This is a genomic window from Mycolicibacterium litorale (genome assembly GCF_010731695.1).
In the GTDB taxonomy this organism is placed as follows: Bacteria; Actinomycetota; Actinomycetes; order Mycobacteriales; family Mycobacteriaceae; genus Mycobacterium; species Mycobacterium litorale.
Window position 1 is genome coordinate 3,258,873 of record NZ_AP022586.1, and the last position, 20,198, is coordinate 3,279,070.

The 20,198-nt window shown below is 68.8% G+C and carries 23 protein-coding genes; 4 read left to right on the forward strand and 19 right to left on the reverse strand.

Annotation, left to right across the window (positions count from 1 at the left end):
• Window position 1 precedes the first annotated feature (1 nt).
• The 5 genes from G6N30_RS15510 to G6N30_RS15530 all read right to left on the reverse strand — a co-directional run bounded on the left by G6N30_RS15510 (window position 2) and on the right by G6N30_RS15530 (window position 4,482).
• Window positions 2-1,441 carry an aldehyde dehydrogenase family protein gene (locus G6N30_RS15510; protein WP_166674588.1) on the reverse strand — a complete coding sequence of 480 codons (1,440 nt, stop codon included), beginning with the start codon at window positions 1,439-1,441 and terminating at the stop codon, window positions 2-4.
• On the reverse strand, window positions 1,441-2,670 hold the full coding sequence (locus tag G6N30_RS15515; protein ID WP_134054246.1) for an NAD(P)/FAD-dependent oxidoreductase: 1,230 nt from the start codon (window positions 2,668-2,670) through the stop codon (window positions 1,441-1,443). The genes G6N30_RS15510 and G6N30_RS15515 overlap by 1 nt, the downstream gene beginning before the upstream one ends.
• Window positions 2,667-3,005, reverse strand: coding sequence for a Rieske (2Fe-2S) protein (locus G6N30_RS15520; protein WP_134054248.1), 339 nt, complete (start codon window positions 3,003-3,005; stop codon window positions 2,667-2,669). The genes G6N30_RS15515 and G6N30_RS15520 overlap by 4 nt, the downstream gene beginning before the upstream one ends.
• A 66-nt stretch (window positions 3,006-3,071) precedes the next feature.
• Entirely contained in the window at window positions 3,072-3,791 is a 720-nt protein-coding gene (locus G6N30_RS15525) for an iron-containing redox enzyme family protein (protein WP_134054250.1), read from the reverse strand.
• Window positions 3,792-4,032: 241 nt separating this feature from the next.
• Window positions 4,033-4,482 (reverse strand): GlcG/HbpS family heme-binding protein, encoded by a 450-nt coding sequence (locus tag G6N30_RS15530; protein ID WP_134054252.1) that lies wholly within the window; start codon window positions 4,480-4,482, stop codon window positions 4,033-4,035.
• A 184-nt stretch (window positions 4,483-4,666) separates the two neighbouring features.
• Here G6N30_RS15530 and G6N30_RS15535 point away from each other — a divergent pair, with 184 nt between their 5' ends.
• Complete coding sequence (locus tag G6N30_RS15535) at window positions 4,667-6,352, forward strand: PucR family transcriptional regulator (RefSeq protein ID WP_134054254.1); 1,686 nt, start codon at window positions 4,667-4,669, stop codon at window positions 6,350-6,352.
• Window positions 6,353-6,354: 2 nt separating this feature from the next.
• Here the strand turns inward: G6N30_RS15535 and G6N30_RS15540 are convergent, their stop codons facing one another.
• The gene (locus G6N30_RS15540; protein WP_134054256.1) at window positions 6,355-7,764 is read right to left on the reverse strand and encodes an MFS transporter; all 1,410 of its coding nucleotides are present in this window, start codon (window positions 7,762-7,764) and stop codon (window positions 6,355-6,357) included.
• 287 nt (window positions 7,765-8,051) lie between these two features.
• Between G6N30_RS15540 and G6N30_RS15545 the strand changes: the two genes are divergently transcribed.
• Both G6N30_RS15545 and G6N30_RS15550 read left to right on the forward strand, forming a co-directional pair.
• Window positions 8,052-9,632, forward strand: a complete 1,581-nt coding sequence (locus G6N30_RS15545; protein WP_134054258.1) for a hypothetical protein — start codon at window positions 8,052-8,054, stop codon at window positions 9,630-9,632.
• A gap of 5 nt (window positions 9,633-9,637) precedes the next feature.
• A complete protein-coding gene (locus G6N30_RS15550) occupies window positions 9,638-10,354 on the forward strand; it encodes a YoaK family protein (protein ID WP_134054260.1) in 717 nt (238 codons plus the stop codon).
• On the opposite strand, the gene G6N30_RS15555 is transcribed toward G6N30_RS15550, so the two are convergent.
• The 3 genes from G6N30_RS15555 to G6N30_RS15565 are packed head-to-tail and all read right to left on the reverse strand — an operon-like array spanning window position 10,304 to window position 14,232.
• Window positions 10,304-11,179, reverse strand: coding sequence for a formylglycine-generating enzyme family protein (locus G6N30_RS15555; RefSeq protein WP_134054262.1), 876 nt, complete (start codon window positions 11,177-11,179; stop codon window positions 10,304-10,306). The genes G6N30_RS15550 and G6N30_RS15555 overlap by 51 nt on opposite strands.
• 19 nt (window positions 11,180-11,198) lie before the next feature.
• On the reverse strand, window positions 11,199-13,553 hold the full coding sequence (locus G6N30_RS15560) for an arylsulfatase (protein ID WP_134054264.1): 2,355 nt from the start codon (window positions 13,551-13,553) through the stop codon (window positions 11,199-11,201).
• Between the two features lie 10 nt (window positions 13,554-13,563).
• The gene (locus tag G6N30_RS15565) at window positions 13,564-14,232 is read right to left on the reverse strand and encodes a DUF2306 domain-containing protein (protein ID WP_134054266.1); all 669 of its coding nucleotides are present in this window, start codon (window positions 14,230-14,232) and stop codon (window positions 13,564-13,566) included.
• A 56-nt stretch (window positions 14,233-14,288) separates the two neighbouring features.
• Here G6N30_RS15565 and G6N30_RS15570 point away from each other — a divergent pair, with 56 nt between their 5' ends.
• The gene (locus G6N30_RS15570) at window positions 14,289-15,011 is read left to right on the forward strand and encodes a TetR/AcrR family transcriptional regulator (RefSeq protein ID WP_134054268.1); all 723 of its coding nucleotides are present in this window, start codon (window positions 14,289-14,291) and stop codon (window positions 15,009-15,011) included.
• A gap of 47 nt (window positions 15,012-15,058) precedes the next feature.
• Here the strand turns inward: G6N30_RS15570 and rpsQ are convergent, their stop codons facing one another.
• From rpsQ to rplC, 10 genes are read right to left on the reverse strand one after another with little or no spacing between them, the layout of a single operon-like run.
• Entirely contained in the window at window positions 15,059-15,376 is a 318-nt protein-coding gene (gene rpsQ, locus G6N30_RS15575; protein WP_134054270.1) for a 30S ribosomal protein S17, read from the reverse strand.
• Window positions 15,376-15,609: a 50S ribosomal protein L29 gene (gene rpmC, locus G6N30_RS15580; protein WP_134054272.1), complete on the reverse strand. Its 234-nt coding sequence runs from the start codon at window positions 15,607-15,609 to the stop codon at window positions 15,376-15,378. Before rpmC ends, rpsQ begins: the two co-directional genes overlap by 1 nt.
• On the reverse strand, window positions 15,609-16,025 hold the full coding sequence (gene rplP / locus G6N30_RS15585) for a 50S ribosomal protein L16 (RefSeq protein WP_134054274.1): 417 nt from the start codon (window positions 16,023-16,025) through the stop codon (window positions 15,609-15,611). The genes rpmC and rplP overlap by 1 nt, the downstream gene beginning before the upstream one ends.
• Window positions 16,026-16,027: 2 nt before the next feature.
• Window positions 16,028-16,894 carry a 30S ribosomal protein S3 gene (gene rpsC, locus G6N30_RS15590; RefSeq protein ID WP_134054276.1) on the reverse strand — a complete coding sequence of 289 codons (867 nt, stop codon included), beginning with the start codon at window positions 16,892-16,894 and terminating at the stop codon, window positions 16,028-16,030.
• Complete coding sequence (rplV, locus tag G6N30_RS15595) at window positions 16,894-17,394, reverse strand: 50S ribosomal protein L22 (RefSeq protein ID WP_134054278.1); 501 nt, start codon at window positions 17,392-17,394, stop codon at window positions 16,894-16,896. The genes rpsC and rplV overlap by 1 nt, the downstream gene beginning before the upstream one ends.
• Window positions 17,391-17,672 (reverse strand): 30S ribosomal protein S19, encoded by a 282-nt coding sequence (gene rpsS / locus G6N30_RS15600; RefSeq protein WP_003892827.1) that lies wholly within the window; start codon window positions 17,670-17,672, stop codon window positions 17,391-17,393. Before rpsS ends, rplV begins: the two co-directional genes overlap by 4 nt.
• A 21-nt stretch (window positions 17,673-17,693) precedes the next feature.
• Window positions 17,694-18,530, reverse strand: a complete 837-nt coding sequence (rplB, locus tag G6N30_RS15605) for a 50S ribosomal protein L2 (RefSeq protein WP_134054280.1) — start codon at window positions 18,528-18,530, stop codon at window positions 17,694-17,696.
• 32 nt (window positions 18,531-18,562) lie between these two features.
• Complete coding sequence (gene rplW, locus G6N30_RS15610) at window positions 18,563-18,865, reverse strand: 50S ribosomal protein L23 (protein WP_059089884.1); 303 nt, start codon at window positions 18,863-18,865, stop codon at window positions 18,563-18,565.
• Window positions 18,865-19,539 carry a 50S ribosomal protein L4 gene (gene rplD / locus G6N30_RS15615; RefSeq protein WP_134054282.1) on the reverse strand — a complete coding sequence of 225 codons (675 nt, stop codon included), beginning with the start codon at window positions 19,537-19,539 and terminating at the stop codon, window positions 18,865-18,867. The genes rplW and rplD overlap by 1 nt, the downstream gene beginning before the upstream one ends.
• On the reverse strand, window positions 19,540-20,193 hold the full coding sequence (rplC, locus tag G6N30_RS15620) for a 50S ribosomal protein L3 (RefSeq protein WP_134054284.1): 654 nt from the start codon (window positions 20,191-20,193) through the stop codon (window positions 19,540-19,542).
• Between the last annotated feature and the right edge of the window lie 5 nt (window positions 20,194-20,198).

Consider the following 20,198-nt stretch of genomic DNA (forward strand, 5'->3'; position numbering starts at 1 on the left):
GCTAGATCGCGGGGTTGAGGTAGACGGTCTTCTCTGCGGTGTAGAACTCCATCAGCGAGGCGCCGGCCTGTTCTTTGAACGTCGTGGTGCTCGACGCCTTGTAGCCGCCGAACGGCGCGTTCATCGCCATTCCGGTGGTCGGCTGGTTGATCTTGACCAGGCCGCTGCGGGAGCGGTGCGCGAACGCGGTGGCCGCGGCGAGGTCGGCGGTGACGATCGCGGCGGCCAGACCGTACTCGGTGTCGTTGGCGAGGTCGATCGCCTCGTCGAGTGACGCTGCCCGCTGGAATCCGATCAGAGGCCCGAACACCTCTTCACGCACGATCCGCATGCCGGGATGGGTGTCGGTGAACACCGCGGGGCGGACGAAGAACCCGTCGCCCTGGGCGCGAACGCCGCCGCAGCGCAGCGTGGCGCCCTCGTCGAGCCCGATCCTCACGTACGCGAGGAACTTCTCGAGCTGGGCGGCGCTGGCGAGCGCGCCCATGTCGACGCCGGGTTCGGCTCCAGGTCCCACCCGCAGGGCCTCCGCGCGCGCCACCACCCGGTCGAGCAGATCGTCGTGGATGCCGTCGAGCGCGATCACCCGGCTGGTTCCGGTGCACGCCTGGCCGCTGAGGCCGAACGCGCCCTTGACGATCAGTGCCGCGGCCCGGTCGAGGTCGGTGTCACCGGCGACGATGACGGGGTTCTTGCCGCCCATCTCCAGCTGCACCCGCCGCTCCGGACCGACCTGCGTGTGGATGCGCCGGCCGACTTCGGTGGACCCGGTGAACGTGACCGCGGCGACGCGAGGGTCGGCGGTCACCGCGGCGCCGGCGACTCCGTCGCCCTGCACGAGCGCGATCGCGCTGGGTGGCAGCCCACCGTCCAGCAGCGCCTCGACCAGGCGCTGGCCCATCAGCGGGGTGAGCTCCGACGGTTTGAACAGCACGGGGTCGCCCGCGGCCAGCGCCGGCCCGATCTTGCGCGACGGGATGTTGAGCGGGAAGTTCCACGGTGTGATGGCGCCGACGATGCCGATCGGCTCACGGAGGGTGAAGACCAGATTGGGCCCGGCCGCGGCCAGTGTCTCGCCCGCGATGCGGGTGGCGGCGCCCGAGTAGAACCGCAGGTTCATCGGCGTCCGACTGACCTCGGTGGCGGCCTCCGCGGCGGTCTTGCCTTCCTCGCGCACGAGCTCGTCGATCAGCTGGGCCGACCGCGACTCCAGTTGTGCGGCAGCGGACTCCAGGATGGCCGCGCGCCGCTCCGGCGACACCGCGGCCCATTCCGGCGCCGCCTTGTCGAGCGCGTCGACGGCCGCGCGTACGTCCTCGGGACCCGATGCCGGGAAGGTGCCGACGAGATCCTCCGGGTCGGCGGGGTTGCGGCGCTCGAACGTGGCGCCCGACGCCGCGGGCACCCACGCGCCGTCGATGAAGTTCGCTCCCTCGACCATCAGTGCACCGCCTCTTCGCTGTCGACGACGTGATCCCACAGATCGGTGTCCTCGTCGGCCAGGACGTCGGCATCGACGGTGCGGCCGAGCAGTTCGCGTGCGACCATCACGTCCTCGCCCCGCTCAGCGGCGAACGCCCCGCAGATCGCGCCGCCGTCGAGGAAGAACGCGGTGAAGTCGAGCGCGTCGAGATCGCCGCGGATCACCAAGTGCGGCGATGCCGCACCGAGGAATTGGAAGTTTCGATCGTACTGGTCCGACCAGCACCAGTTCGCCTCGTCGGACACCGCGTCGCGGCCCAACATGGCGTTGGCCACCGCGATGCCCTGCTTGTTGGCGTTGTCGAAGTGCTCGACACGCACGTGCCGGCCGGCGCGTGGCGAGTACCGGCGCGCGACATCGCCTGCGGCATAGACGTTGCCGACCGGTGTTCGGCCCTGGGCGTCTACGACGACGCCGCCGTCGACCGGCAGTCCGGAGGCGGCCGCCACGTCGTCGTTGGGCAGCAGGCCGATACCCACGACGGCGAGGTCACCGTTGACCACCGCTCCGCTCGCCAACTCCACGACCACCCCGGTGTCGGTGGTGCGCAACGAAGCCACCGCCACACCGGTGCGGACGTCCACACCGTTGTCGCGGTGCAGCAGGGTGAACAACTCACCGAGGCGGGCACCGATCAGCGCGGTCAGCGGCTGTGCCGCACCCTCCACGATGGTCACCTCGACGCCCAACCGACGGGCGGTGGCCGCGATCTCGAGGCCGATGAAGCCGGCGCCGATCAGGATCAGTCGCCGGCCCGGCCGCAGCGCCGTCTGCAGCCGGCGGGCGTCGTCGAGGTGGCGCAGGTAGTGCACCAGGTCCGGACGCGGCCCCGCGGTGGCCATCCGACGCGGGCGGCCACCCGTGGCCAGCAGCACCGCGTCGGCGGCCAGCGTGGTTCCGTCGGCGAATTGCACTGCGCGCGTCGCGGTGTCGATGCGCGTCACATCGACGCCGGACATGATCTCCACGTCGTTGCGGGCCAGCCAGTCCGCGGGCAGGAGCTGAAGCGACTCGGCGGTGTCGTGGCCGGCGAGGAACTCCTTGGACAGCGGCGGACGCTGGTATGGCGCATGCGATTCGTCACCGATCAGCACGATGCGCCCGTCGAACCCGCGCCGGCGCAGCGTACGGGCCGCCACCGCGGCGGTCTGCCCGGCGCCCACCGTCACGAACGTGCGGCGGGTCATGACTGGGCCTCGGTGGTCGCCGGAAGGCGGGCCGGGTCGACGTAGACGGTGTCGCCTTCAACCCGAACGGGATAGGTGGGCTGGCACATGTCCTGCGATTCCTCGTATCCGGTGTCCAGGTCGAACTGCCATTGATGACCGGGGCAGATCACCTTGCCGTGCAGCAGCACGCCCTTGGCGAGCGAACGCTGTTGATGCACACACTCATCGGCCATCGCGTACACCCGCTCACCGGCCGAGAACAGGGCGATGGCCACCCCGCCCACCTCGACCCGCAGTTTGCGGCGCCGGGCGAGGTCCTTGGTGGTGGCCACCGCGATCCACTGCGCGGTCATGACGGATCCTTTCGGGTGTGCACCGCCGCACCGCGGGCGGGTGGCCCGCGGTACGGCGTGGCGGGTCTAGACGGAGGCGGTCGCCAGGTCCGGCGCGACGTAGTAGTCGTAGAGACCCTTGGTGTAGGAGAAGCGCATCTCGGCGCCCCACCGCACCAGCTGCAGGCAGCGCTGCTGCAGCTGCGGGGTGTCCGCGTGGTCGAGCACGATCTGGTAGCCGCGCTCGCCGTGCACCACGTCGGAGGTGATGTGCAGGTCGAAGAACTCGATCTCGTCCTCGGTGAACCCGTAGACCTCGCGCAGCGGCACGATCTGCTTGGTGTAGATGCTCGGCACCTGCGATTCGAGGCCGACCACCAGCGCCGCCGTGGCGACCACGAAGTGCTCGCGCTGTGAGACCGCGTAGCACCAGGCCTGCAGTCCCCGCGTGATCGGGTTCATGTTGTCGGGGTTCTCGATGCGCTCCTTGGTGGTGCCGCACGCCTCACCGAACTTGATGAGCAGGTCGGTGTGGCGGATGTCGGCGAGCTCCTCCTCGTACATGTTCTGCAGCGTGAAGTCCTTGGCGCCGGTGAACTCGTCGGGGGTGTTGGAGTAGATGTTGGCCAGGTAGTCGGCGAAGGGACCCACGTAGTGGTAATGGTTCTCGGCCCACCGCGCGAAGTGGTGCTTCTGCAGCTTGCCCTCGGCCCACGCCTTGGAGAACGACGCGTTCTTGGCCTCACGTCCCTTGATGGCATTCTCGAGTTCGGCGCGGAATTCGTCGCGCCCGAGCAGCTCGGTCATCGCTGTTGACCCCTTCCTAGGATGTCTTCGCTTGGTTGTGTGCACGCGATCGGCGTCGATGGTGAAACCGGCTCGTGCGACGGTGATTCCGCGACAGATTTCGCAACACCGCGGTGATCTGTGGAGCGGTGCGCTACCAGAATCGGTGCGCAACAACAAATTTAGCTAGCTCGAAGCCTGCAGGCCATGGACAGAATCACCGGCGATCGGGTGGCGGTCCGGGCAACCTGCACACCGCGGTTCACCGGGCGACCGACGCGGTGAGCGCGTCGAATTCGGCCAGGATTGCCGCGCCGACAGCCTTGTCCTGTTCGCCGTTGCCGCCGCTGATCCCCACGCCCCCGACGATCTGGCCGTCGAACACCAGTGGGAAACCGCCGACGAAGATCGCGAACTTGCCGGGCAGCATGTGGCTGATCCCGAATGCTTCGTTGCCGGGCAGCGCGGGCCCGCCGGGCGGCTCGTTGAACAGATGGGTGGCCCGCTCGTGCCCGGCCGCGGTGAACGCCTTGGCGATCGCGATGTCGACGCCGGTCAGTCGCGCCCCCGGAAGACGGTGCAGCGCAATGACGTTACCGCCGTCATCGCAGATGCACAGGGTCTGCTTGACGCCGATCTCCTCGGCTTTCGCCCGGCCCGCCGCCAGCAGCGGCAGCGCGTCGTCCAGGTTGATCCGGTGAATCCGGTGCATGTCGCCTCCACTCGTGTGGTCTCGAAACGTTCGCTGCCGGTATGTCTACCAACGCCGACGAGACCGAGGAACGGTCAAGTTGACCTCGATTCCCCGCGCGCTCGGGTCAAGTTGCACATAGTGTGAGTGCACCGAGGTGCGGTAGAGAACGTTCATCGGAATTTCAGCGAGCCCAGGTTGCGACATGACATCAACACCCAGCGACTCCGATCGGTTGACGGTACGCGGATTGCTCGACGAGACACTGCTGGCCGGTGCCTGCGTCATCGCCGGCACCGACCGGCTCGACGCGGCGCTCAACTGGGTGCTGCCGCTCGGTGAGGTCCTCTCCCAACCGGACCCGCTCAACGGGGTGGCGGTCTACCTGCGCCCCGAAGCGCTGATCGGCACCGGGGCAACCCTGTCGGTGCTCGGTGCGCGCGGTGCCGCCGCACTGCTGATCGACGGCACCGTTCCGCCCGATTACGTCCGGAGTGCGCTGCCCCCGGGCCTGGCCGTCGTCGAGCTCGGGATCCCCGTGGGGTTCGCGGCGCTCAACCGGTTGCTCGCGGAACGCACGCTGAGCCAGGAAGTGCACGTCATGAGGTATTCCACCCACGTGCACGCCTCGCTGGCCGGCCTGTTCCACCGTGGTGCCGGCCTCCAGATCCTCATCCGCGAGGTGAGCAACCTGGCGAGCAACCCCGCGCTGGCGCTCGACGCGCGCGGCAACGTGGTGGCCCAGCACGGCCTGTTGCCCGAGACGCTCGGCCCGCTGGCCGAGGCGGTGTGCCAGATGGTCTCGGCCGACATGCCGGCCGCCCAGAGACGGACCGGACACGACACCCGGGTGCACGCGGTGACCGGGCCACAGCACAGCACGTGGACATGCGTCGCCAGCCCGATCCGGCTCGGCAAGTCTTTCGAGGGCTGGGTCGTCGTGCTCGTCGACCACACCGGCGCGCCCACCGGTCCGAATGCGCACGAGCTGGCGCGCCACGCTGTCGTCACCGAACAGGCGACGGCCATCATCGGATCGGAGATGCTGCGCCAGCGCAGCGTCGACGAGGCAGAGGAGCGGGCCCGCGGCGACTTCGTGCAGGCGCTGGTGCACGGCAGTTTCGCCAGTGAACACGACATGCGTGCCCGCGCTGAACACCACGACATCGAACTGGATTCGCGCTTCGGCGTTTTCGTCGCGCCGGGGCTCGTACGTCCCGGGGCGGCGGACAACCCGGCTGCCAGCATGGTGCGGTTGGCTCGGTATGCCGCGAGCGTGGCGCCGCACCCGTCGGTGCGGGCGTACGTCACGGTGATCGGCGACGTGCTGGTGGTGGTGCGCACGCTGCGCGCCGGACAGGCGACCGACATGGACACGGAGATGGCCGAGTATGCGCGTGCCATGTCACTGGAACTCGAGCAGCGCCGCGGCGTCACCACGGTGGTGGCCTACGGCCGTCCGGCCCGTGGTGCGGCCGAGGTGCGCGAGAGCTACCGGGAGGCGCGTGTCGCGCTCGCCATCGCGCGCCGGCTGCGGCGGACGGGCGCGGTGTCGTACGGGGAACTGCGCAGCTTCACGGTGCTGGCGGACGTCGCCGACACCGACAACGGGCACAGACTGGTGCGGGAGGTCCTGGGACCTCTGGGTTCCGGGCCGGACCTGCGGAACACGCTGATCGCCTACCTCGCCGAAGGCGGCAACGTCAACGCGACGGCCCGCACGCTCAATGTGCACCGCAACACCATGCTGGCCAAGCTGGACCGGATCTCCCGCATGCTCGGCATGGATATCAAGGTGCCGGAGAACCAGTTCACCGCCTGGCTGGCGATACGTCTCGATCTGCTCGACGAGGTCCATGGCGCCCTCGACCGGGAAGCCAGCTTCCGCTGAGGTCAGCGCGGCGCGGGCACCTGCGGGTCAGGGCCGACGAACGACCCCGCGAGGCCGAGGGCGATCACCACCGTCGAGGCCGCGAACACTGCTGGGAAACCGGCGATTCCGAGCCCGACGGCCACCCAGGCGGCGCCCAGTGCCGAACCCCCGAAGCGCATGAGGTTGTACACGCCGAGACCGGCGCCGCCCTCACCCGCAGGCGACCGGGTGGCGCCTGTCGCCGCCGGTGTCTGCACCAGCGCGATGCCGATCCCGGTGACCGCCAGGCCCACCGCCAGGACGGTCGGCGCCGTGCCTTCGCGAGCGACCAGCGCCGTCAGCGCGCCCTGGGCGACGAGCAGCACGATCAGGCCGGTGCGAAGCACCCGGCGGGGCCGCAGCCGATCCATCCACCGGCCGACCAGCGGACCGAGCAGCACCATGGCGGCCGGGACCGCGAACACCACCAGCCCGGCGACCGACGACGAGAACCCGCGCCCGGTCAGGTAGAGCGGGACGGCCAGCAATGTCGCGCCCAGGCAGAACATCTGGGCGAACCCGGCCACGCTGCTGCGCGCGAACCGCGATTCGACGAGCAACCCGACCACCACGAACGGGTGGGCGGCGCGCGCGCAGTGCCGCGCGAACCAGATCAGCGCAGCGAGGCCGGTCGCGAACGCGGCGAGCACCGCCCAGACCGGCACGCCGGGCTGCGGGATCACCGCCAGAGCGAGCACCAGCAGACCGGAGCCCACCGTCAGGGCGAAGGCGCCCGCGACGTCGAACGGCATCCGCTGGCCCGGGTATGCGGGGATGTGGCGCAGTGTGGCGGCGAAGCCTGCGAGCGCGACCGGGATCAACGGGACGAACACCCAGCGCCAGCCCCACATGTCGGCGACCACGCCGCCCATGGTCGGACCGATGGCCTGCCCGAGCCCGTTCACCGACGCCCATGCGCCCACCGCGCGGCCGCGTCGCCGTCCGCTGTACATCCAGCTGATCAGACCCATCACCGCAGGAGCGAACGCCGCCGCGGCGACCCCGCCCAGCGACCGCCACGCGATCAGCAGCGGAAGAGACGGCGCGGTGGCGGCGCCGACCGCGCACACCGCGGTGCCCAGCAACGCCGCGCAGTAGATCCTTCGGCGCCCGAAACGGTCACCGATCCAGCCGGCGAGCGGCATGGTGGCGGTGAAGGTCAACAGGAAACCGACCACCACGAAAACGCCGCTGCTCAGCGGTGCGTCGAAGTCGTCGAGGATCGCCGCGAGCGGTACGTTGACCACGTTGTTGCCCACGGTGCCGACCAGCGTCCCGGCCAGCAGCGCGGCGAGCGCCAGCGGGGTTCCGCCACCGTCCTCGTCGGCGTCGTGCGCGGCGCGCGGACCATCTGCGGTGGCATCGTCGAAATTCCTTGCAGGCGTACGCATCACATCAACTGTCCCACGCATGTCGACCGGAGTGCAGCGTCCCTTTGGGTCATCGTGCACAGCGAAGGCAGCCACGGTTGACCGATGTGCACAGAGCGCGACACCACACACCCCGCCCGTGGTTACTGCGCCGAAACACCGGGACATACAGCCGTCATCCGCCGAGCACACTGCACAGCAGAATGCCATGACGGCTGTGCACAGTTGGCGTTGACCAGGGCGACGAGCACGCGGACCATTCGAGGACCGACTGCACAGCCCCCGGGCAGTTTACGAAGGGTCCCCTCATGGACGTTCACCTCACCGCGGCGCACTGGATATACCTCGCCGGAATCGTCGTCATCCTCATCACGATGGCGCTGAAGAAGAACATCGTGGTGCCCGCGGTCACCGCGACGCTGCTGACCGCATGGGCGTTCTCGAGCAGCGTCGTCACCGGACTGTCCTCGATCTTCAACGCCAGCCTGGTCGCCGCCAAGGAGCTGTTCAACATCTTCCTGATCATCGCCCTGGTGACCGCGATGCTGGGGGCCTTGCGTCAGATGGGCGCCGACCGGATGATGGTCGCGCCGTTCCGCAAAGTAATGCGCACCGGCACAAGCAGTTTCATCGTGCTCGCAATCGTCACCTACATCATCTCGCTGTTCTTCTGGCCCACTCCGGCCGTCCCGCTGGTGGGCGCCGTGCTCATCCCCGTGGCCATCCGGGCCGGGCTCAGCCCGCTGTCGGTCGGCATGGTGGTGGCGATCGCCGGGCAGGGCATGGCGCTGTCGTCGGACTACATCATCAAGGTCGCGCCCGGCATCTCCGCCAAAGCGGCGGGCGTCGACGCAGACGCCGTCGCCGACAAAGCGCTCGTGCTCTCCCTCATCGTCGGCCTGACGGCGCTGGCGATCACATTCGTCACCCAGCACCGCACCTGGCGCAAGCCGTCACCCGAGTTGCTCGTCGAATGGGAGGACGAGGCGGACCGTCTGGGCGTCGAGCGCCCCGAGGAGGCACCGAAGCCAACCCCGGCGCCCGCCGCCGCCGAAGCCGACCGCGGAATCCCCGTCGCTGCAGCCGTCGGCGGTCCGCGGCTGGCCGATTCCCCTGCCGGGCTGGCGGTGGCGACCGTCGTGGCCTCCGAGCGCGGAAGCGACACTGCCGCTCCCCCGCGGATGCTGTCGGCGAAGACGTTCGCCGTCGTGGTTCCGCTGGTCTATCTCGTCTTCATCGTCTACCTCCTGCTGGGTAAGTTCACCACCGCCGTCCCCCCGCTCAAGGGTGGCGACGCCGCGGCGATCGTCGGCGGTCTGGCCGCGCTGCTGCTGTTCGCCGCCTCGGCCACCAACGACAAGCGCAACTTCCTCGAGACGTCGTCGCGGCACGTGGTCGACGGCCTGGTCTTCGCCTTCAAGGCGATGGGCGTGGTGTTGCCGATCGCGGGGTTCTTCTTCATCGGCAACGGCGACTTCTCCGCGCAGATCCTCGGCCTCGGTGAGGACGTCAAGGGCCCGGCTTTCCTGTTCGATCTCATCACCGCCGCTCAGTCGCACCTCTCGCCCAACCCGTTCGTCACGTCGTTCGCCGTCCTGCTCGTGGGACTGATCGCCGGCCTGGAGGGCTCCGGCTTCAGCGGTCTGCCGTTGACCGGATCGCTCTCCGGCGCGCTGGGCCCCGCCGTCGGGATGGACCCGACGACACTGGCGGCGATCGGCCAGATGGGCAACATCTGGTCGGGTGGCGGCACGCTGGTCGCATGGTCGTCGCTGATCGCGGTGGCAGGTTTCGCCCGCATCCCGGTGATCACGTTGGCGCGCAAGTGCTTCCTGCCCGTGATGACCGGCCTGGTGCTGTGCACGCTGTTCGCGATCTTCGTGTTCTGACCCCCATGTCGACACCCTCCGAGCCACGGTTGCTGCTGGCTGCCACCATGGCGTTGACGTTCGTGACCGGCGTCGTCGACGCCGTGGGCTACCTCGGGCTGGACCGCGTGTTCACCGGCAACATGACCGGCAACATCGTCATCCTGGGCATGGGCGTCGCCGGGGCCGACGAACTGCCCGTCCTCGGGCCGGCGGTCGCGCTCGCCGCGTTCACCGCCGGCGCGTTCGGCGCCGGGATCGCACTGCGGTTCGCGACGGCGAGCGGCAGGCAGGGCGGGGTCGTCATGCTGCTCCTGCTGGGCGGCGCCGGGGCCCTGGTCGCACTGACGGTCGGCGCCGTGGCCGTCGGTGACGATCCCGCCGCGCTCACCCAGGTGGTGATGGCCGCCGCAACGGCCGCGGTCATGGGCCAGCAGGCCATGGTGGCCCGCGCGCTCGCCGTCAAGGACATGACGACCGTCGTCGTCACCTCGACACTGGCGAGTCTGGCCGGCGAGACGTGGGCGACCGCAGCACCCGGCCGGCTGGTCAACCGGCGGGCCGGGGCGATCCTCGTGATCTTCGCGGGCGCGGTGGCCGGTGCGCTGCTGCTGCGGGTGCACCTGGCCGTACCGTTCGGTCTGGCCGCCGTCCTCACAGTCGCCGTCGTGGTGGGGATCCGATGTGCGCAGTCACCCAGCGACGCAGCGGAATCCGATGTGCGTGGTCGCGCTGTCCTGTGACTGCGGTGACCGGGCGGCAGGCCGGTACCGGTGGCAGTACTCGGGTGCGCACAGGTGCGAACCGCCCTTCAGTGTCTGATTGACGGCGGGGTCGGGTGCGGTTGGGCCGCAGCACGACTCGACGGCGCCGTCGGGTCGGTGATGGGCCGAGAACCGTGTGGTCGTCCACTCCCACACGTTGCCGATCATGTCGACGAGCCCGAAGTCGTTAGGGGGAAACGTCCCCACCGGTGAGGTGCCGATCCACCCCAGCGCACCGTCGTTGCGGTACGGGAACCGGCCCTGCCAGGTGTTGGCCATCAGGCGTCCGCCGGGGTGTGGGTCGTCTCCCCATGGATAGGTGGCGGCCACCCCTGCGCGCGCGGCGTACTCCCACTGAGCCTCGCTGGGCAGCGCCCGCCCGGCCCACGCGGCGTAGGCCGCGGCGTCCGGATAGGCGACCTGGACGACGGGGTGGTCGGGCCGGTCCCGCCAGCTCGATCCGGGCCCGAGGGGGTGCCGCCAGCACGCGCCCGGAGACCACGTCCACCACTGCCGCCAGTCCCGCAGGTCGACGGGCCCGGTGGTCGGCCGGAACACCAACGCCCCGGGGACCAGGTCAGCGGGCGGCACATCCGGGTACATCGCGGGGTCGAGCACCTGTTCGGCGATCGTGACGTAGCCGGTGGCGTCGGCGAACGCCGCGAACTGCGCGTTGGTGACCGGGTGGCGTTCGATCGCGAACGGCGCCACGGTCACCGTGTGCACCGGGACTTCCTCCGGGTAGAACTGCGTGGAGCCCATCCTGAAGGCGCCGCCGGGAAGTTCGGCCAGCTCGGTCAGCATCACTCGAGCGTAGGCGCCCTCAGTCCCTGGCGAAGGCGCGGGCGAACTCGCGCTCCAGGTCGAGGTACGGCGTGCCGGAGACGTCGCAGGAGATCTGGGCGATGGTCCCGCCGGTGAAGTCGAACGGTGGCCGGTAGTCCCGCGACACCGGCGATCCGTTGTTGCGGCCGACGCTCAGCGTCGCACCCGCCAGCCCGAACGTGCCGGGATGCGTCATCATGTCCGGGTACGACGCGGCCTCCCCGTCGTCGATGTAGAGGACCGCGTCACCGACCGGTGTGTGGCTGCCCTCGACCGTGCCGGTCCTGGTGTAGGCGATGCCGAAGGTGTGCCGGCCCAGCGTGATCGGCTGCGACGACGTCAGCTTCTGCTCGGTTTCGCCGAGGAAGTTGTACACGTAGTTCAGCCGCCCGTCCTGGACGAACATCACGTGGCCGCCGTGGGCGCCGCCGTGTTTGAACACCACGCCTCGAGCGCCGTCGTCGTCGACGGTCACCTCGGCCAGGACGACGAACGACCGGCCCTGCAGTTCCACGACCGCGCCCATCCCGACATCGGCGGTTCCCGGGTAGTACACGTAGGCGTCGCGGGCCCTGGCGAGGCTGGGCCGGAACCGTCCGATGGTGTCGAAGATGTTGAGGTCGGCCAGCGGCAGCCCGTTGTACTTGGCCGCCTCGCTGAACCACAGCGCCTTGAGTTCCTCGAGTTTCTCGGGCTGCTCACCGGCCAGATCACGCACCTGGGCGCGGTCGGCCTCGATGTGGAACAGCTCCCACCGGTCGTCGTCGAAGTGTGACCATCCGGCGGGCGACGCCGCGTGCACGGTGTTGGCGAACCAGCCCCTGTGCCAGATCCCGCGGGTGCCCAGCATCGAGTAGAACTGGGTGTCCTTACCGGTCGGCGCGCTCGGATTATCCAGTGCCACAGCGAAACTCACGCCGTCGAGAGGCTTCTGCGGAACCCCGCGGACGGTCGCGGGCGCGGTGATGCCCAGCAGGTCGTAGACCGTGGGGGTGATGTCGCAGACGTTGACGTAGTTGTCGCGGACCTCGCCGTGCGCGGCGATCCCGTCGGGCCACGAGATGATCGCGGTGTCGGCGATACCGCCCTCGTGCGAGGCGTACCGCTTGAACAGCTTGTACGGCGTGTTGAACGCCATCGCCCAGCCGGTCGGATAGTGGTTGTAGGTGTGCGGGCCGCCGAGGTCGTCGATGGCCTTGAGTCCCTCTTCGGCGGTGTCGATGTACCCGTTGAAGAACTTGACCTCGTTGACCGAACCGTCGGGTCCGCCCTCACCGCTGGCGCCGTTGTCGGAGATCACCACGATGACGGTGTTGTCGAGTTGGCCCGATTCCTCGAGGTAGTCGAGGATCCGGCCGATCTGCGCGTCGGTGTAGGACAGGAAGCCGGCGAACACCTCCGCCATCCGGCTGAACAGTCGTTTCTCGTTGTCGGACAGCGAATCCCAGGGCCGCACGGTGTCCTGGACGGGCCACGGCTCACCGTTGGGTCCCGTCACGTCGGCGTACGGGTTCATCGGTGACAGTTCGGTGTCCGGCGGCACGACGCCGAGCCGTTTCTGGTTCTGCAGCACGATGTCCCGGTACTGCTCGTAGCCCATGTCGAACCGGCCCGCGTACCGGTCGGCCCACTCCTTGAACACGTGGTGCGGTGCGTGCCCGGCCCCGGGGCAGAGGTAGGAGAACCATGGCTTGTCCGGCGCGATCACCTTGGCGTCGCGGATGAACTCGATGGTCTTGTCGGCGAGGTCCTTCGACAGGTGATAGCCGTCCTCGGGAGTTCCGGGCGGGGCGACCGGATGGTTGTCGTAGACCAGGTCGGGATACCACTGGTCGGTCTCGCCGCCCATGAACCCGTAGAACCGTTCGAAGCCGCGTGACAGCGGCCAGTGCCGTTTGGTCGATGCGAGGTTCGACTCCTCGAGCGGTGTGAGATGCCATTTGCCGACGCAGTAGGTGTTGTAGCCGTTCTCGGCGAGGACCTCCGAGATCAGTGCGGTGTCGAAGGGGATGCGGCCGTTGCAGTTCGGGAATCCGTCGGTGAACTCCTCGATGGTGGCCATCCCGACGGTCGTCGCGTTACGCCCGGTCAACAGCGAGGCGCGGGTCGGCGAGCACAGCGCCGTGGTGTGGAACTGCGAGAGGCGCACACCGCGTTCGGCGATCCGGCTCATCGCCGGCATGTCCACCAGACCACCGAAGCAGTCCCACGTCGCGATCCCGGTGTCGTCCCAGACGAGGTAGAGCACGTTCGGGGCGCCCTCAGGAGCGGTCGGTGCGGCGTACGGGCCCCAGTCCGGCTCCGAATCGCGGATGTCCAATTCGATGGTGCCGTTGAATTCCGTGGTGGCCACGGCCCGGAGGCTACACCGGCCGAGTCCCCTGTTCGAAGGGTTTGGGTGACGGTGTGGTTACGCGCCTGCGGCGCAACCACCACTGGGCGGCCGCCAGCGGTATCAGCCAGCCGAGCCAACCGCCGAGGCCGGCGGTGAGGTACAGGTAGGCCTGCTCGTCTCCCCCGAAAATGTTCTCTCGCAACGGGTCGAGCGCGAGAACGAGCACGGGTGTCCATATCCGGTTGGTGATCACCGACAGCGCGAGGGCGGCGCTACGGACCATGTCGGCGCGATGCGCCCGCCACCGCCCACGGCGGGCGTGCCGGAATCCGTTGAGGGTGAACCACAGCCACAACACCGCCAACACCACATTGCTCACCGCGAGCATCGGGCCGAACGGTGTGAGAGCGCCGATCACCAGCGCCGAGGCCGCCGCCGGTACCGCCGTGACGACGTAGGTACGCCCGATCGAGCGGTGGAACCGTCGGCTCCACAACTGCGCGACGACCGCGACCATCGCCACGCTGGCCAGCAGAACGTGAGCCACCAGCAGGGGGTAGTGCCACGCGAACGTAGGAGGGACGCGCGAACCGCCGCTCGCATACGGCGGTACGGAGTACAGCAGGAACGCCGTGACGACGACGGCCAGGAGCACGCTCGCGCGGCGACGCGTTCGCGATACGGTTGCGTATGCCATACGCGCAGAGCGTACGTGATACGCAGTCGGCGCGCACTCCGATATCCTCGGCAACGATGCCGAACCAAGCGGATGACCAACCGGCACTGCCCCGTGCGCTGAGACTGCTGTGGCAGGAGCAGAGGCCGCAGCCTGCCCGTTCGGGCGGTCTCAGCCGGGAGCGCATCGTGGCCGCGGCGATCGATCTCGCCGATGCCGAGGGTCTCGGCGCGCTGTCGATGGCACGGCTGGCGGAGCGGCTGAACTGCGGGACGATGTCGCTCTACCGGCACGTCGCCAACAAGGACGAGTTGTTGACCTTCATGCTCTCGGCCGCACCCGGTCCGCCGCCCAGGCATGGGAATGCGGATTGGCGGACCGCCGTCGAGAACTGGGCGACCGGACTCTGGACCGTCTACCGCCGGCATCCGTGGATCCTGCGAACCGCGTCGGCAGGCCCCCCGCTGGACCCCGGCCAGTTGGCGTGGCTCGACGCCGGCTTGGCGGCCCTGGACGGCACCGGCCTGGCCGAACGCGACAAACTGGCCGCCGTCATGGCGGTGTTACACCTCGTGCGAGGTGCCGCCGCACTCGCCGTGGAGGCGGGCGGCCACCAGGACGACTACGCCGCCATCCTGCGCCAGGTGGTCGATCCGGACCGCTTGCCCGCGTTGGCCGCGGCCCTCGATGCCGGCGTCTTCGACGAGGCGGCCACACCTGCCGGCGCCGCACCTGGCGCCGAATTCCGTTCGGGTCTGGCCCAACTGCTCGACGGCATCGCAGCGGGCAGGCTTGAATGAACGAAGGCCCCGACACGCAGTGCGTGTCGGGGCCTGTCGCGATATGCCTACTTGGCCTTTTCGAGGATCTCCACGAGCCGCCAGCGCTTGGTCGCAGACAGCGGACGGGTCTCCATCAGCGAGACGCGGTCGCCGACACCGGCGTCGCCGTTCTCGTCGTGCGCCTTGACCTTCGTGGTGGTCCGGATGATCTTGCCGTAGAGCGGGTGGCTCTTACGGGACTCCAGCTCGACCACGATGGTCTTCTGCATCTTGTCGCTGACCACGTAGCCGATCGCCGTCTTGCGGCGGCCGCGCGGCTTCTCGGTGCGCGGGGTGCGCTTGGGGCCAGCCCCAGTGCTCTTGTCAGTTGTGTTCTCTGCCATCACGATTCCTCACCGGCGGGTCCGGAGGCCAGACCCAGTTCACGTTCGCGCAGCACGGTGTACACGCGCGCAATCTCCTGTCGCACCGTGCGGAGCCGACGGTTGTTCGACAGCTGACCGGTGGCCATCTGGAAGCGCAGGTTGAACAGCTCTTCCTTCGACTCGCGCAGCCGCTCGGTCAACTCGTCGTCGCTCAGCTCGCGCAGTTCGCCAGGCGTAACGCCGACTGCCATCAGAACTGCTCCTCTCGGGTGACGATGCGTGCCTTGATCGGCAACTTGTGGATCGCGCGGGTCAGTGCGGCCCGTGCGGTCTCCTCGTTGGGGTAACTCAGCTCGAACAGCACGCGGCCGGGCTTGACGTTGGCCACCCACCACTCCGGCGAACCCTTACCGGAACCCATACGGGTCTCGGCGGGCTTCTTGGTCAGCGGACGGTCCGGGAAGATGTTGATCCACACCTTGCCGCCACGCTTGATGTGCCGGTTGATGGCGATACGAGCGGACTCGATCTGCCGGTTGGTGATGTAGGCGTGTTCGAGCGCCTGGATGCCGTAGTCACCGAAGCTCACCGACGTGCCACCGCTGGCGATGCCGCGCTGCCGTGGGTGATGCTGCTTGCGGTGCTTGACCTTGCGAGGGATCAACATGCTTAGCTCCCTGAATTCTCAGTAGTCGATTCGGCGGCCACCGAATCAGCCGCCGCCGGGGCGGTCGCGTTCGCCGCGACGCTGCCCCCGGGCGCCGTACCGCTGGTGGCGGCCCGGCCGGCGTCGGTGCTGGTGGCCGTGGTACCCGACGCACCGCTGCGACGCGGGCGGCTGCCCGACGGACGCTCACGGCGCGGGCGGTCGGCACCCGCGGGCGCGGCGGCGGTCAGCTCACGCTTGCCACCGACGATGTCGCCCTTGTAGATCCACACCTTCACGCCGATGCGGCCGAAGGTGGTCTTGGCCTCGTACAGGCCGTAGTCGATGTCGGCGCGCAGCGTGTGCAGCGGCACCCGGCCTTCGCGGTAGAACTCCGAGCGGCTCATCTCGGCACCGCCGAGGCGGCCGGAGCACTGCACGCGGATGCCCTTGACGTTCGGCTGACGCATGGCCGACTGGATCGCCTTGCGCATCGCGCGGCGGAACGCCACACGATTGGAGAGCTGCTCGGCGACACCCTGGGCGACGAGCTGAGCCTGCGACTCAGGGTTCTTCACCTCGAGGATGTTCAGCTGCACCTGCTTCTTGGTGAGCTTCTCCAGGTCGGCGCGGATGCGGTCGGCCTCGGTGCCGCGACGGCCGATCACGATGCCCGGACGCGCGGTGTGGATGTCGACGCGGACCCGGTCGCGGGTGCGCTCGATCTCCACGTCGGCGATGCCGGCGCGCTCGAGACCGGTGGCGAGCAGCCGGCGGATCGCGACGTCTTCCTTGACGTAGTCCTTGTACTGCTTGTCTGCGTACCACCGCGACTTCCAGTCGGTGGTGATGCCGAGGCGGAAGCCGTGCGGGTTGATCTTCTGGCCCACTACTGCGAGCCTCCCTTCGCTTCTTCGGAAGCTTCAGTGGTCTTGGCGGGGGCCTTCTTGGCGGCGGCGGCCTTGCTGCCCTGGGCGCGACGCGCGCGTGCGCCTCCCGCGGCCTCGCCTGCGGCGCCGCGGCGACCCTCACGGGTCGGGCGGCTCTCCACGATCACGGTGATGTGGCTGGTGCGCTTGCGGATCCGGAACGCACGCCCCTGGGCGCGCGGACGGATGCGCTTGGCGGTCGGGCCCTCATCGGCGTGGATGGTCGCGACCACCAGCGTCGCCGGGTCGAGGCCGTCGTTGTTCTGCGCGTTGGCGGCAGCGCTGGCGATCACCTTGGCGACCGGCTCAGAAGCCTGCTGAGGCGCCCACCGCAGGATGTCGAGGGCTTCCTCGACGCTCTTGCCCCGGACCAGGTCGATGACCCGGCGGGCCTTGCTCGCCGAGATGCCCACGTAGCGGGCGACTGCCGTCGCTGACGGATATTCGATGGTGGTACTCATCGCCTCTTGCTCTTCCGGTCATCCTTGATGTGACCCTTGAAGGTGCGGGTGGGGGCGAACTCGCCCAGCTTGTGCCCGACCATCGCCTCGGTGACGAACACCGGCACGTGCTTGCGGCCGTCGTGGACCGCAAAGGTGTGCCCGATGAAGTCGGGGATGATGGTCGACCGACGCGACCAGGTCTTGATGACCTGCTTCGTGTTCTTCTCGTTCTGGACGTCCACCTTCTTCAGCAGATGGTCGTCGACGAACGGGCCTTTCTTCAGGCTGCGTGGCATCGCTTGAGTTCCTTCCCCGGCCTAGCGCTTCTTGCCGGTGCGCCGGCGTCGGACGATGAGCTTGTCGCTCGGCTTGTTCGGCTTGCGGGTGCGGCCTTCGGGCTTACCCCACGGGCTGACCGGGTGGCGGCCGCCGGAGGTCTTACCCTCACCACCACCGTGCGGGTGGTCCACCGGGTTCATCACGACACCACGGACGGTGGGGCGCTTGCCCTTCCAGCGCATACGGCCGGCTTTACCCCAGTTGATGTTGGCCTGTTCGGCGTTGCCGACCTCGCCGACGGTGGCGCGGCAGCGCACGTCGACGCGACGGATCTCACCGGACGGCATACGCAGGGAGGCGTAGGTGCCTTCCTTGCCCAGCAGCTGGATGCTGACGCCGGCCGAGCGGGCCAGCTTCGCGCCGCCACCGGGCCGCAACTCGACGGCGTGGATCACGGTGCCGGCGGGGATGTTGCGCAGCGGCAGGTTGTTGCCGGGCTTGATGTCGGCGTTGGCGCCGGACTCCACGATCGCGCCCTGCTTGAGACCCTGCGGCGCGATGATGTAGCGCTTCTCGCCGTCCAGGTAGTGCAGCAGTGCGATGTTCGCGGTGCGGTTCGGGTCGTACTCGATGTGTGCGACCTTGGCGTCGACGCCGTCCTTGTCGTGGCGACGGAAGTCGATCACGCGGTAGGCGCGCTTGTGGCCACCACCCTTGTGCCGGGTGGTGATCCGGCCGTGCGCGTTGCGTCCGCCCTTACCGTGCAGCGGACGGACCAGCGACTTCTCCGGGGTCGAGCGAGTGATCTCGGCGAAATCGGAGACGCTGGCACCGCGGCGACCCGGGGTCGTCGGCTTGTACTTGCGAATTGCCATTTCTCTTAAGTCTCTCTAGCTTCTCGCCCGGCTCAGGCCGGTGCTCCGAACAGGTCGATCGGCTTGCTTCCCGCGGCCAGGGTGACGATGGCGCGCTTGGTGCTCTTGCGCTGGCCGTACCCGGTGCGGGTGCGCTTGCGCTTGCCCTGCCGGTTGGCCGTGTTCACCGAATCGACCTTGACCTTGAAGATCTTCTCGATAGCGATCTTGATCTGGGTCTTGTTCGAGTCCGGGTGCACGATGAACGTGTAGACGTTGTCCTCGATCAGTCCGTAGGACTTCTCGGAGATGACCGGCGCCAGGATGATGTCGCGGGGATCAGTCACGGTTGCCATCAGGCCGTTGCACCTTCCTTTTCAGTGCGTGCGGTCTGCGCGCTGATGTAGGCGTTCAGAGCCTCGACGCTGAACACCACGTCGTCGGCCTTGAGCACGTCGTAGGTGTTGAGCTGATCCGGCGTGATCACGTGCACGCCGGGCAGGTTGCGCACGCTGCGCACGCCGGTCTCATCGGTGCGACCGATGACGATCAGCACCTTGCTGTTCTCGGCCGTGCGCTCGGACAGAAGCGTCGACAGGAACGCCTTGGCGCTCTTGGTCGACGGGGTCTGCCCCTCCACCAGCTCGGTGACCGCGTGGATACGGCCGTTGCGCGCCCGGTCCGAGAGCGCCCCGCGCAGGGCGGCGGCGATCATCTTCTTCGGGGTGCGCTGGCTGTAGTCGCGCGGCTTCGGGCCGTGGACGGTGCCACCACCGGTGAACTGCGGTGCGCGGGTCGAACCCTGGCGGGCCCGGCCGGTGCCCTTCTGCCGGTACGGCTTCTTGCCGCCGCCGGAGACCTCACCGCGGGTCTTGGTCGAGTGCGTGCCCTGCCGCGCCGCGGCCAGCTGCGCGGTGACGACCTGGTGCATCAGCGCGATGTTGGCCTCGACGTCGAACAGCTCGGCGGGCAGCTCGACGTTTCCGTCGGTGGTGCCGGCCGGCGTCTTGACCTCAATTGTGGTTGCCATTTACTTCTCGCCTCGCTTGATTGCGCTGCGGACCATCACCAGTCCACCGTTGCGGCCGGGGATGGCGCCCTTGATCAGCAGCACGCCGTTCGCGGCATCGACCTTGTGTACGAGCAGGTTCTGCGTCGTCACCCGGTCGCTACCCATGCGGCCCGACATGCGGGTGCCCTTGAAGACGCGGCCCGGGGTGGCGCAGCCACCGATCGAACCGGGGCGGCGGTGCACGGCCTGGGCGCCGTGCGCGGCGCCCTGGCCACGGAAGCCGTGCCGCTTCATCGTGCCCGCGAAGCCCTTGCCCTTGCTGGTGCCGGTGACGTCGACGTAGGCGCCCTCGGCGAAGACCTCCGCCGTGAGCTCCTGGCCGACCTCGTAGTCGGCGGTGGCCGACTCGTCGTCGAGCCGGAGCTCGGCGAGGTGGCGGCGCGGGTTGACGCCGGCAGCGGCGAACTGACCGGTCACCGGCTTGGTGACCTTGCGCGGGCTGATCTCGCCGTAGGCGATCTGCACCGCGCTGTAGCCGTCGCGCTCGGGGGTACGGATTCGGGTCACGACGTTCGGGCCGGCTTTGACGACCGTCACCGGGACGACCTTGTTGTTCTCGTCGAACACCTGCGTCATGCCCAGCTTGGTGCCCAGAATGCCTTTACGTGCCATTTCTC